Source organism: uncultured Desulfovibrio sp. (assembly GCF_944327235.1).
In the GTDB taxonomy this organism is placed as follows: domain Bacteria; phylum Desulfobacterota; class Desulfovibrionia; order Desulfovibrionales; family Desulfovibrionaceae; genus Desulfovibrio.
This window is the reverse complement of sequence record NZ_CALVHE010000013.1, coordinates 14256-26852: the sequence shown is the minus strand read 5'-3', so window position 1 is coordinate 26852 and position 12597 is coordinate 14256. Positions and strand designations below refer to the sequence as shown.

The following is a 12597-nucleotide window of genomic DNA, read 5'->3' as shown; positions in this document are numbered from 1 at the left end:
GGTTCCTCCCGGCGGCAGTCGCCGCCGTACAGACAGGTGAAAGAAAGGGCGCGATCCGAGATCAGCGCTCAGGACGGGGCAGCCGCCCCTCGAGCTTGGCCTGACGCATGGCACGCAGCCAGTCGTACCAGCCTTCGAGCCCCTGCCCGTTGCGGCAGGAGACTTCAAAGATGGCCAGCTCCCGGTTCAGGCGGGTGGCGAAGTCGCGGGCACGCCGGACGTCGAAATCCACATGGGGCAGCAGATCCATCTTGTTGAGCAGCATGGCGCGGGCAAGGTTGAACAGCAGGGGATATTTCTCCGGCTTGTCGTCGCCCTCGGCCACGCTGAGCAGGGCGATCTTGGCGTCCTCGCCGCAGTCGAATTCCACCGGGCAGACAAGGTTGCCCACGTTTTCGATGAAAAGGATATCCAGCCCGTCCAGAGAGAGATTGTCCAGAGCCTGGAGGATCATGCTGCTGTTGAGGTGGCAGCCGCCTTCCGTATTGATCTGCACCGCCTGCGCGCCCGTGGCGGCCACGCGGCGGGCGTCGTTATCCGTCTGCAGGTCGCCCTCGATGACCGCCATGCGGAACTCGCCGGACAGGTCGGCAAGGGTGCGCTCCAGCAGGGTGGTCTTGCCCGCGCCGGGCGAGGAGATGAGGTTGAGCGCCAAGATCTTGCCGGCATCCAGCCGGGCGCGCACCTGATCGGCAAGTTTTTCGTTGGCTTCAAGGACGTTGCGAACAACGGGTATCTGCATGGGTCCTCCTGTGTGGCCTATGAGGCTTCCAAATGGGAAATGCGCAGTTCCTTGCCCTGCTCCACCGTGTGGCCGAACTGCTCCCCGCACTGCGGGCAGGGCTGCCAGAGGGCATCCTGTCCGTATTCGCCGCCGAATTCGGTGCCGCAGCTGAAACAGCGCAGCCGCAGGGGGATGATGTGCAGCTCAAGGGAGGCATCCGCCCACGGGCCTCCGGCGAGCAGGGCTTCCAGACTGAGGCGCAGGGACTCCGGCTCCACGCCGGACAGCGCCCCGCATTCCAGGCCGATGCGGGCAAGGCGCGTGCACTGCCGTGCCGCCATCTCTTCCCGGACGATGTCGAGGATGTTCTGAGCTATGGCCATTTCGTGCATGTGCGGGATGCTAGCCCAAAGCGCCCGCCGCGTAAAGGCATGGAGAGGAATCTTGCCATTCGGCCCAAATAATGTAGAGTCGGGGCATGAGAAATCCCAAGTTCATCGGCGTCTATTCCGTTGCGGCGGCGCAGTCCTCCGGACAGCGCAAGACCCTGTATTTCGTCTGGGAAGCCGAGACCGGCAGCTTTGTCGTGCAGCGGCTCAACAACGCCTTCCAGCCGGTGGCCGATCCTGAACGCATGACGGCGGACATCTTCAGCCAGCGGTTCACGGCGGAACCCGCCATACTGGCCATGCCGGTGCGCTCGCTGGACATGTCCAAGGTCGTGGGGCGTTTCGTCCCGCCGCCTCAGGCGGAGCCGGGGGATGTTTTCGGGGAGGCTTCCTCCGTTGAGCAGCAGCGCAAGGCGCGTCTGGTGGAGACCGGTATGCGCGAGACCTTCCGCAAGACGCTGGCCCGGCTCAAACGGCCCAAGGAGCGGCAGACCGCCTTCACCGCGCTTGAGCAGCTCGCTTCCGTGCGCGAAGGCATCCAGCCGCAGCACAAGCACATGTTCCGTGATTTCGGGGCGCAGCTGCGGCAGCTCTCCTATCCTTCGGCCGCGCTGGCCTTCAGCCGCCGCGTGCTGGATCTTGCCCCGGATGACGACCATGCCCATTTCAACATGGCGCGTATCCTCCACGCCCTCGGTGAGGATGAAGCCGCCATCAAGCATTTGCAGCGGGCCATGTTGCTGGATGCGAGCGAGCCTGTCTATGCGCGTATGCTGCGCTATATCCGCAATCAGCAGCGGCGTCCCACAAAGAGCAGCCAATAGGCAAGAGGAGCCACGGCCATGAATAAAGCCTTTATCGGCATACTGATCGCCGTCTGCATCCTGGGGATGGCGCTGATTATGCTGAACGAATGGAAATCGTCCAGGAGCGAACCCGAAACGGCACCTTCGACCCTGGAGCCCGCACCGTCCGCGCCCGGTGAACTGCCGCCGAACACCGGCAGCTCCCTTACCCCGCCCGTGCCTTCCGAAGTGACCGCGCCGGCGTCCTCTGAGACGGCCGCCGCGGGAGGTCAGCCGCCGGCAGCCGCCCCCGCGCCGACGCCTTCCAGCGAGGCGCTGGAGCGCGGTTTTGCTTTCAATGATACGGAGGCTGCGGCGCCGCAGGACACGCCGCCGGATATCCCCGCCGCTGAAGGGGCGGCCCGTCCCGCTCTGGATGTGCCCCCGCAGCCCGCGCTGGGCAGCGGCGCGGCAAGCGAGGCCCCGGCCGCGCCCGCCGCGACCGAGGAGCGGCAGCCTGCCGCTGATGCGGAGCGTGCCGTTCAGGAAAAAAAGGAAGAAAAGAAGGAAGAGAAGAAGGCCGAAAAGCCCGCCCCGGTGGCCAAGGCCCGTACCGTCACCCGTTTCGTGGTCTTTGCCCGCGAGACCGGCGCAACGGTCCGCATCGAGGGGTCCAGCCCCATCGAGTACAAGTACCTCCCGCTGGACAATCCTCCCCGCGTCGCCGTGGATCTTATGGGAGAATGGACGGTCAAGGCGCCGGGCGTGCCGAAGAATCCGGCGGTCACCAATGTCCGCCTCGGCAAGCTGGACGGTCGGACGCGGGTAGTCATCGACCTTACCGGTCAGGGCAAGATCCGGCATATCCTTTCCAAGGATCGCAAGCGGCTGGATGTCCGCATCGACCGTTAGAGCGTTTTGCCTCTGAAAAGGGCAAAGCGTGAGGCGGCGGGCACAGCGCCGCCCGGCCCGGATCGAGCGGGGATACCGAGTTTTTCCCGCGAAACGACAGGCCGTATGGTTTGAGACGTGAAGCATTCCAAAAATTGGAATGCTCCCGGGAGAGAAGCTCCTGTCTATCGTAAAAAAGGACGCGCAAGCGTCCTTTTTTCGTGGGCGTGAGCATACGGAGGGACAAGGCGCGCCGCCCGTCAGAGCCTGCTGGCACAGATCCTCCAAGTTGTTTCAATGGAGAGCGTTTTGTCTCTGAAAAGGGCGAAGCGTGAGGCGGCAGGCACAGCGCCGCCCGGCCCGGATCGAGCGGGGATACCGCGTTTTTTCCGCGAAACGCCAGCTCGTATGGTTTGGAGCGCGAAGCGTCTCAAACGGAAAATGCGCTATCGACCAAGGAACATGAGCGGAACGACTTCCTCCGTCCCGGCCTCTGTGAGATAATCCCCCAGAAAGACTCCCTGAGGAAGGCCTTCCACCTTGCAGAAGCAGGCTTCGGTCTCCGAGAGCTCGTTTTGGGCCGCACAGGCGCAAAAGGCATGGTCGTCCAGCGTCCCCCTGATCCCCAGGAGCGGGTAGGCCAGTCGGCTCGTGGTCGGCAGGCTCCCCGCCGGACCGACGCCGAAAGCATTCATGTCGGCATCCAGCACGCCGACGGTGAAACCCGCCATGCGGCCTTCGGCGGGAGCGATCTCCAGCCAGAGCCCGACCAGAGGGCTGAGCAGCGTCCGGACGTGGAAAGGAAGGCGTAGACTGGCCGCCGGACGGAAGCGGGCGGCCATGAGACGTGCCGCGAAAGGCTCCCCGGAGCGCCAGACGCCCGCATGAGACAAGACCGGCGGCAGGGCGGGAGCGGGGCCATCCCCGTTCAGGACGAAGGCTGTCCCCGGTTGCCCCTGACGGCGCAGGGAGAGGGCGAGCAGGGTCAGTCGGCAAAGGACCTCATCGGTGAACTCGGCGGGAGATCCGGCGATGACCCAGGCGTGCACCGCGGGATCGTCGAGCACGCCGGAAAGCTGCATCCAGTCGTTGTTCTGATTGACGAGATCTTTCCAGTGCAGGACGGCGGTGGCAAAACCCGCCTGACGGAGCTGGTTCTCTTCCGAAAGCGCGTCGTAGTCTCCCAGGGGGCAGAGCAAAGCTTTGGGCAGGGGCATGGTCATGACTCCTTTGCGATCAAGCTGGTGTAGAGGGCGGAAAAGCACCGGACGGCGAAGCCGGAGGGCCGGAAAGCCTCTTCCAGTTCGCGCGCGGTGGGACGCAGGGCGGGATCGAAGGAAAGGCCGCGCAGCAGCATCTTCCCCTCAGGCGTTTTGCCCATGGACAGGCGGGGCGGCGGCATACGGGCGTCGCGGGCTTCCAGCGCCGTACGGCGGGCAAAGGGGTGCCTCCCTTCGAGCAGTTCGGCTATGGTGCAGCAGGCCGCGAAAACGTCGTCGGCAAAGGAGGGTGGATGCCCTTCGAGCCGTTCCGGCGAGGCGTGGAGGAGGCTGCAGGCCGACAGTCCCAGATTGGTGCGCAGGCTCTGGCTGATGCGGGAGGAGACTTGTCCCGGCCTGTCGGAGACTTCCGCCGTGTTGAAGTCGAACAGGACGAGCCGGTCTTCATTCTCCAGACTGAGATTGGCGGGTTTGATGTCCCCGTGCGCGATGCCCAGTCCGTGCAGCATGGCCAGCGTGCCCAGCAGGCGGCGCGCGAGAGGGAGCGCGGAGGGCCCCATCCCGGCCGGATGTCGTTCCAGCAGGGAGTAAAGCGTCCGCCCCGTCAGCATCTCCATGCTGAGGCACAGCCTGCCCCGTTCCTCATGCAGATCGAAGACGCGCACCACGCCCGGATGGGAGATGTGGCGGGCGATGAAGAATTCTCTGGCAAGGAGACGACGGGCCACGGGATTCTGTTCGTAGCGCGGGAGCAGACGCTTGAGCGCCACCTGCGGCAGGCCGTCATCGTGTTCGAGCCTGAGCAGGTCTTTGGCGGAATAGACTTCGCACAGGCCGCCGCTCCCGAGCTGCCGTTCCGGCACGAAGCGTACGGGCGCGCCCGTCCCCGGTGTGCGGGCGGCTTCAACGGGGCAGGGCCGCGCCGTGCTGTCCCGTTGTTCCGTGGCGGAGCGCTTCTTTCGGGTGGCCATGTCATTTCCCCGGCGAGAGGCAGACGGCGATGAGCGTCGCGTCGTCCGGCTGAGGGTACCCGTCCAGGCTTTCCCGTATGCGCTCGGCACAGGCGTGGGCGTTGTCCCCGTCACGCAGCAGGCTGTTCAGTTTGGCCTCGCCCAGGATGTTGGTCAGTCCGTCCGAGCACAGCAGGAGCCGGTCCCCGGGCCGGAGGGCAAAGCGTATCTCGTCCACGCGGGCGGCGGCAGCGCCGATGGCCTGCGTGATGATGTTGCCGCGTATCATGCGGTAGGCTTCGGGCGCGGTCAGCTCGCCGGTGTCGATCTTTTCCTGACGGAGCGTGTGATCCCTCGTGCACTGGTACAGTCTGCCGTTGCGCTGCAGATAGCAGCGGCTGTCGCCGGACCAGAGACAGGCGGCCTGCGCGTCGTGCATCAACAGGACGACGATGGTGCTGGCCGCGCTGCCCGGCCACAGGGAACGGGAAGTCAGCAGGCCGTTCGTCTCTTCAAGGCAGGAGCGGACATTGCGGACATGGGCCTCCAGCGACGCGGGTTCGGGAAGATCCATGAGCCTTGTCATGAGCAGGCGGCTGGCCTCGCCGCCATGCGCGCTGCTGCCCACGCCGTCGGCCACGGCCCAGCAGCGCCGTTCCGGCCAGTTGAGGAAGGCGTCCTCGTTTTCCCGTCGGCCTTCGCCCTGCCGCGACCATCCCCAGGAATTGAGGATGACGGAGCAGGGGGGGCATCCTTCGGGCACGGGTGGAGTGTTCATCGGGATATCCTCCGCATGGCGGGCACGGTTCCCGCCCCTTCTGGGGGAGATGTGGGAGCGCGGCCGGAAGCGGACGCGCGTTTTTTCCGAACAGGGGCCGGAGCGGGCAGCGTCGTCGCCCGCGTCGTTTCCCGAGGCGGCGCGAGCTGCCCGTTGGCGGTCATGACCGTGGCGGCCGCCACGAATTGCGGGACGAATCGCAGTGTCTCCCGAGGGACGCCATCCCGTCCGGCGGCGTACAATCCCTCCAGAGTCGTGGCGCCGTAGCGGCGCAGGAAGGTCTTCATGGCGCCTTCGCCGCAATTGTAGGCGGCAAGGGCCAGAGGCCAGTCCTTAAAGCAGCCGTTGAGCCAGCGCAGATAGCGGGCGGCGGCTTCCGTGGCCTTGCGGGGATCGAAACGCTCATCGCGCGAAGCATCGACGATGAGGCCGAAACGGCGTGCGGTGACCGGCATGAGCTGCCAGAGACCGGCGGCCCCCGCGTGAGAAACGGCGAGCGGCTCGAACGCGCTTTCCACCAGAGGCAGGGCCGCCAGCTCGGGCGGCAGGGCGTGCTCTTCCAGCACCGAAGCGATCATGGGCAGCAGGTCGGCCGCCCGGTCCAGCACCCGGCGCGTCACCGTTTTCTGACTGACCGTGAGCCGGTAGAGGCTCTCCCGCATGACCTCTTCGCCCGAAGGCGGGAGCCATGCGGCCACGGAAGGCGCGGCGGAGGCCGTCCGGGAGGCGCGCCCGTCATAGGCGGCAAGTCTGGCCTGTTCCCGCGGCGTGAGCGGCTTCCAGAGCGTGGCGACATCCGCCATGCGTTGCGGCGGCCGGATGGTCTGACCGCCGAAGGGAGGGATGTGCTCGCGCTGCACGGTGACGACCCGGGAGGACGGGATGCCGTCCCGTACCTGTGGGGATGCGGCCATGCAGCCGCCGAGGGCGGCCAGCCACAGGGAACAGCAGAGCAGTCGGCAGGGACGGCCCCCCCGGACGAGGGGGAGTCCTGACAAGCGGGCCATGCCGCGTATGCCGGGGGAGCCGGTGTGTCCCATGATCTTCTCTTTCCTTCCTCAGCGGCCTCATTGCAGCGAGGCGGGCAGGATGAAGGAGCAGACGGACGGGTCGAAGGGGTTCAGCCTGTTCCTGAACTGGATCAGGAATTGCGCCCAGTTGCCGTTTTGCCGCAACTCTATGAGACAGGTGTTGTTTTCCTGCTTTTTTATGGTCCCTGTCTGCAGGATGCGGAAGATGGCCCAATTGCCTCTGGCCTCGTGGCGTCGGGAGACGCCGTTGAGGTCCGTCATCTCCAGCGTGGCGCGGCTGTGGTCCCCCGGCCAGGAGAAATTGCCCCCCTGCACCAGACCATGCCAGTAGCTCAACTTGTCGCCGTCCACGGAGAAGGTGACCTGCCGCATGGCGGCATCGAGCGCGTACGGCTCCATGGTGAAGTTGATGCCCAGTTCCCGACCGGAAGAAAAGAACGCGGTCTGGATGCGATTGGCCCGCGTGAGCTGGGTCAGGGCATGGGACGAGAGCGGCAGCGTCCTGCCCATGATGCTGCGGAGCGTGCCGTTGGCGTTGGCGAACGGCCGCAGATAGGCGGCATAGAAGCTGTCGAGCGTGCCGCCGGTCCGGAAGAAGGCGCTGAAGGCCTCCAGGCTGACATCCTGTTCCGTCTGGCTGTTGAAGGGATAGTAGGGGCTGAGGTCGCGTTCATAGGCCTGCACCACGCGTTGCGTGTACGCCTGATTGATGTGCCCCGCCGCAAGGAAGAGCATACGCCGCAGCGCCCCGGAGGGGACGCTCTCGTACCAGCCCCGCACGGGGGAGGGCAGCTTCCCGGCCGCGTTCTCCAGTTCGCGCAGCGTTTCGTCCTTTTCGTCCGCGATCTCCAGCAGGGCCGTGAAGACGCGCTGGGCGGGATCGTCGCTGTTGTGCAGCTTCGCCAGATACGCGCCCGTATCGGCCATGGCGTCATGCGCGGCCTTGAGCGCGGGCGCGGCGTTGCCGTCAGCGTCGATGAGGCTGACGAGGGGAAGGAAATACTGGCGTACCGCGCGGGCGTCCTTCTGGGCTTCGGCACGGGCCTTGGCCTGAGCCGCCGCCAGTTTGTCGGCGGCGCTCTGGGCGGCCGCTTTCCCGACCTGTGCGCCGGCGACTTTACCCGCCTTGCGGGCGACCTGCTTCTGGGCCTGCGCCGCAAGCGCGTCGCCCACCGGCCCCTCTTCGGTCTCGGCAAGGATGAGGTTGGTGTTGTCGCGGACTTCCCGCAGGACCTGCGTCACGGGGGATATGCCGGACGTCAGCCTCTCCGCCGTCTTGGCCGCGGCGGAGAGCGTCCGTGGATCCGGCACGCCGAGCTTCTGCACGGCCTCCGTCCAGTAGCGGGTATAATCGCGGAAATACATGGCCCTGACATCCTTGTAGATGCGGTCCATGTCCAGCGCGCTGAGCGTGAGGGGGTTCGGACCGAATATCCAGCTGTCGTCGGTCAGACCGCGGATGATGGCCGGGCAGCGTTCCACGCAGTAGGTTTCATAGCCTTTGCGGGTGTACAGGTAGGGGATGGGATAGGTGTCCCCTTCAAAAGGCGACATGCTTTCCCCCAGACTGGCCCGGAAGGTGAAGGGCGGCTGACCGGCCTCCTCGGCTTCCTCCCGCATCTGCTGGTAGGCCAGCTCCGCCAGAGGGATCTTCAGCAGGGCCTGACGGGCCTTGTCCAGCAGGGCCTGGTCGGGCGGCGCGGGCCGGATGCCGTTCCGCATGGCGTAGTCCATATGGTGCAGGAGCGCGGCCTGCGTTGTCGTATCGCCCATGAACTGCGCCGACCACTGTCGGCCCAGCCAGTCGGTCATGAAGTCCCGCTTGAGGCGCTTGGGCTCGCACAGCATGAGGTAGGCCCGCAGCGCGGGCTTCAGTTCCCCGACATCGGCCAGAGACTCTTCGATCTTCCGGGCGGCGGTCTGGCGCGCCTGCGGGATCAGGCGGTCGTTGAGTTCACCGAGGTAGGCGGCGTGCGCGGCCCGGTCCACGGTCGTGCCCTGATACAGGCCAAGCCCGTAGGAGATGCGGGAATCCTCCTCGGGGTCATAGACGTGGAGCGTTTTTTCCAGTGTCGCCAGTTCGGGCAGCAGGGCTTTGGCGTTCTCCGGCCGGGGGACGGCCTCACGTTGTTTCGCAAAGTTCGCCTGGATGCCGGAAAGAGAAGATATATTCGCGTAATTGTTGATGAAGCTGATGCCGAGAAAAGTCGCCACGAACAGGAAGAGCGCCGCGGCCGCTACCTGCAGGCCATGACGCCGCAGACGGGGGGCCCATTGATGCTCCTTGTCGGCTCCGGCAAGACGCGCTTCGGGGATGACGCAGTCCTGCAGGAGACGGAGGATGAAAAAGCCCTTGGCGTAATCGCCCTGCGAAGGCTGGAACCCCGTCTGAAAGGCGAGTTCCCCGCCTCTGGCGGCGGACTTGAGCACGTCCTGCGACGACAGCGCGCTGGTGAAAAAGAAGCCGCGGAAGAGCACGGGCCGGTGATAGCGGGAGGGGCCGAAAGCCTCCACGATGAAATCCCCGATATTGGCGCTGAGGGCGGCAAGCTCCTGGGGGAAACGGAAGATGTCCCCGCGCGCCGTGAGATCGCGTTCCTGATGGATCTTGGAGATGATCTGCGCGTTCAGGGTCTGGAGCATCTCCGCGGTCTCTCCCCGGAGCGTGCTCACGTCCATGCTCAGTTCGTTCCTGGCGGGACAGCCGAACATCTGCTCGCGCTCCACACGCGGCAGCTGGGCGAAAAACTGGGCAAAACCGGGGATGACGTCGCATTTGGTAAAGACGAGGAATACCGGGACATGCGTCCGCAGCGCCTGCAGGGTCTCGCTCAGTCTTTCCCGGACGGTTCGGGCAAGGTGCTCGCGCCGGGCGGCATCCGCATCCATGAGGTCGCGTATGCTGACGCAGATGATGACCCCGTTGGCGGGCCTGGCCGGGCGGACGCAGAACAGGCGTTTCAGGAGCAGTTTCCAGAGGCTGTTGTGCAGTGTGCCGCGACGGCCGTCCGTGTAGTTGCCGGGAGTGTCGATGAACACCGCCTGATTGGCGAACAGCGTTTCGCAGCGGGTCGTGGCCTTCAGCTGATAGAGGTGGCGGTCCGCCTGTTCATTGAGCGGGAACTGCAGGCCGGAGTTCAGCAGGAACGAGGTCTTGCCGCAGTTTTCCGGGCCGATGACCAGGAACCAGGGCAGCGCGTAGCGTGAGCGGTTGCCGCCGTAAAAATTGGAATGCGTCACGATGCGGATGGCGTTTTTCAGGGTGTCCCTGATGCGGTCGCGTTCCTCCCGCGTGGAGAGGCGCGCCTGCTCCGCCTGTTCCGCGGCTGCCGCCTTCTCGGGGTCGGCAAGCTCCTTCTTCTTGCGGCGGGAGTAAAAGACGGCGACGGACAGGCCCCACAGAAAGACCAGCACCAGCGTGGCCGTCAGTCTGGAGACGACGCTTTCCAGTATCTTGTGATCCGCTATGGCCAGATAGGGACCGAAGAACCATATGCACAGGCAGAGGAGCACGGTCAGCGCGAGCGCGATGACCCAGGGAGTGGTCAGCGCTTTCCAGAGAGTCCGAAAAAACGATCTCACGGGTGTACCTCCTGGGGATCGCCCGCAATAGTGTGCATATCGTCAAGCAAGGGCGCGGCCTGCTTTTCCAGGATGGTGGAGAAGCCCGCGAAGGTGACGGCAATGGCGAACAGGAAGACCGCCAGCACCAGCCAGACCGGGATATAGGCGTGGATGCGCTGGCGTCCCTTGGGCGGTTCCACCTTGGGGGCCAGATCCTGCGGCGGTTCCCCCCGGAGGAGGCGGACCTGCTTGTAGATCTTGTCCCGCAGCGCTTCCAGAGCGATGGGGCCGCGTTCCCGGACGCCGTATTTCCCCTCGAAGCCGAGGCTCAGGAGCAGGTACATGAGTTCGAGGATATACAGGTTGCGCGCGGGCTGCTGCATACAGCGCTCCAGGATCTGGAAGAATTTCTCGCCGCCCCATGTCTCGTTATGGAAGGTGGAGAGCAATCCGTGCCTGCTCCATTCCCCGCTTTCTTCCGACAGCGAGGTGGAAACGGCCTCATCCACCGCCGTGCACAGCACATAGCGGGCCGCGATGATCTGCGCCTGTTCGATGTCGGAAGCGGCAAGGGCGCGTCCTTCAAAGGCGCGTATCTCGGCTTCGAGCCCGGCGCGCAGATGTTCGATGTCCTCTTCCGGCCCGGACGGCGAAAAGGAGGCCATGCGCCCCGTCTCCAGACCGGCGCGCCGCGAACGGATGCGCACGATGGTCATCAGCAGTTCGGACGCGGCGCTGACGAGGGGATTCAGGCCGGAGGCGCTGAGGTTGACCGATGTCTGTTGCGCCACATAGGGGAGAGGACGCCGTACCTCGTCCGCGCTCGAGGCCGCGACCTGCCGGAACGACGGCGGCAGGTCGGGAGCGGGATCGGGGTCCCCCATATTGAGAAAGACGGTCTGATCGATATCCGTCTGTTTCATGGGTTACTCCTTGATGGCCCAGAATTGCAGCTGGAGTCCCGGGAACGTGCCTGAGACATAAAAGGCGAAGCCTCCGGAGAGCTCCATCTGCGCGAGTTCTTCGGACGTGAATTCCAGATGGAAGTAGCTTTTGCCCGCATGGAAGGGGATCTGGCGCGGCGCGACGGCCAGGGCGGAGATCTTGATCCCCGGCAGCTGCCGATTGACCAGATTCCGGATATTCTCGACCGTCCCGATCTTCAGCTGGCGCGGGAGCGAGGTGCGCAGCGACTCCTGATCCATGTCGGCCGAGGCCACGAGGATGAAACTGGCGGAGGCCAGCAGGTTGCGGTCATGGATGGGCGAGACGGTGATGCCGTACTTCCTCTGCTGCAGCGGCAGTTCGATGGCGTGCTGTTCAAGCACCATGCTGAGCGCGAAGCGCGCCAGCTCCATGAGATCGGTGAAACAGGAATACTGGGCCTTGTGGTTGTAGTCGGGCAGATCCCCCGGCCGCTTGCCCGCCTCCACATAGGAAGCGAGCTCGCCCACCAGCGAGAGGAGGGCGCGGTAGAAGTCTTCCGGGGTGACATGGGGCGTCTTGTCGAGGTGCTTGAAGACCGGTTCCGCCCTGTTCAGGCACTGGAGCAGCATGAAATCGGCGATCTCCGCGGAGCCTGTGCTGCCGGCGCTGCTGATCCGGCGGGCGAGCTGATCGGCCCGGTGGCTGATGAGGCCGATGAGTTCGCGCAGATAGCCGGAAAGGAGCGAGGATGCCCCCAGATGCATGAATGTCGGCGTGAAATCCTTGTCCACGAGGATGGACTTGTCCGGTCGGCACTCCACGATATGGAGCACGGGCAGGATGACGTGTCCGCTGCGGCTGCTGTCGTCCTCGAACATCAGTTTCAGGTCCGGCCTCGCGCACTGTATGGTGCGCTCGCGCGTATCCGCCGCGACGTTGGAGCGGACCATGACAGGGTGGGCGACATAGCGCGTGGACAATCCCTGATTGCTTTCGTCGCGGATCTCGGATGAGCCTTCCAGCGCGATGGGGAGCGCCAGCACGACCTGACGGTTCATGGTCCCCGGCTCCACATCCAGCGAGAGCCCTTCCTGTCCGTGCCCGATCTCGAAAAGGCTGCCGTCGGGCAGGATCCCCTGCGCCTTGCTGAGGACGACCTTCCCCAGGTTCAGATACTGCTCGTCGATGGCGAATTCCGTGAAGCCCCAGCCGTAGCGGCTCAGCAGCAGGCCCCGCTGCGACATCTGGGACTCGGCATACCTGTCCTGCTGCTGGAAGTGCACCGGGCAGAGCTGCAGGCCTTCCGTCCATACAACACGTTCCGTCAACATGTCGCCT

11 protein-coding genes are annotated in these 12597 nt (G+C 65.1%); 2 read left to right on the top strand and 9 right to left on the bottom strand.

What is annotated here, in order from left to right; genetic code table 11:
• Window positions 1-61 precede the first annotated feature (61 nt).
• Window positions 62-742, bottom strand: a complete 681-nt coding sequence (gene hypB / locus Q0K00_RS03595) for a hydrogenase nickel incorporation protein HypB (protein WP_297227435.1) — start codon at window positions 740-742, stop codon at window positions 62-64.
• 17 nt (window positions 743-759) lie between these two features.
• Window positions 760-1116, bottom strand: a complete 357-nt coding sequence (locus Q0K00_RS03590) for a hydrogenase maturation nickel metallochaperone HypA (RefSeq protein ID WP_297227433.1) — start codon at window positions 1114-1116, stop codon at window positions 760-762.
• A gap of 86 nt (window positions 1117-1202) precedes the next feature.
• On the opposite strand from Q0K00_RS03590, the gene Q0K00_RS03585 reads away from it, so the two are divergent.
• Both Q0K00_RS03585 and Q0K00_RS03580 read left to right on the top strand, forming a co-directional pair.
• Window positions 1203-1937 (top strand): tetratricopeptide repeat protein, encoded by a 735-nt coding sequence (locus Q0K00_RS03585; RefSeq protein WP_297227431.1) that lies wholly within the window; start codon window positions 1203-1205, stop codon window positions 1935-1937.
• Between the two features lie 18 nt (window positions 1938-1955).
• Entirely contained in the window at window positions 1956-2810 is an 855-nt protein-coding gene (locus Q0K00_RS03580; RefSeq protein ID WP_297227429.1) for an AMIN domain-containing protein, read from the top strand.
• 425 nt (window positions 2811-3235) lie between these two features.
• On the opposite strand, the gene Q0K00_RS03575 is transcribed toward Q0K00_RS03580, so the two are convergent.
• Genes Q0K00_RS03575 through tssK form a run of 7 tightly spaced genes read right to left on the bottom strand, consistent with a single transcriptional unit; the run spans window position 3236 to window position 12590 of the window.
• Complete coding sequence (locus tag Q0K00_RS03575; protein ID WP_297227427.1) at window positions 3236-4006, bottom strand: hypothetical protein; 771 nt, start codon at window positions 4004-4006, stop codon at window positions 3236-3238.
• Window positions 4007-4008: 2 nt separating this feature from the next.
• A complete protein-coding gene (locus Q0K00_RS03570; protein ID WP_297227425.1) occupies window positions 4009-4980 on the bottom strand; it encodes a serine/threonine-protein kinase in 972 nt (323 codons plus the stop codon).
• A 1-nt stretch (window position 4981) separates the two neighbouring features.
• Window positions 4982-5737: a PP2C family serine/threonine-protein phosphatase gene (locus Q0K00_RS03565; protein ID WP_297227423.1), complete on the bottom strand. Its 756-nt coding sequence runs from the start codon at window positions 5735-5737 to the stop codon at window positions 4982-4984.
• Window positions 5734-6777, bottom strand: coding sequence for a lytic transglycosylase domain-containing protein (locus Q0K00_RS03560; protein WP_297227421.1), 1044 nt, complete (start codon window positions 6775-6777; stop codon window positions 5734-5736). The genes Q0K00_RS03565 and Q0K00_RS03560 overlap by 4 nt, the downstream gene beginning before the upstream one ends.
• 27 nt (window positions 6778-6804) lie before the next feature.
• Window positions 6805-10350 (bottom strand): type VI secretion system membrane subunit TssM, encoded by a 3546-nt coding sequence (tssM, locus tag Q0K00_RS03555; RefSeq protein WP_297227420.1) that lies wholly within the window; start codon window positions 10348-10350, stop codon window positions 6805-6807.
• Window positions 10347-11255 (bottom strand): type IVB secretion system protein IcmH/DotU, encoded by a 909-nt coding sequence (icmH, locus tag Q0K00_RS03550; RefSeq protein WP_297227418.1) that lies wholly within the window; start codon window positions 11253-11255, stop codon window positions 10347-10349. The genes tssM and icmH overlap by 4 nt, the downstream gene beginning before the upstream one ends.
• 3 nt (window positions 11256-11258) lie before the next feature.
• Window positions 11259-12590 (bottom strand): type VI secretion system baseplate subunit TssK, encoded by a 1332-nt coding sequence (gene tssK / locus Q0K00_RS03545; protein WP_297227416.1) that lies wholly within the window; start codon window positions 12588-12590, stop codon window positions 11259-11261.
• Between the last annotated feature and the right edge of the window lie 7 nt (window positions 12591-12597).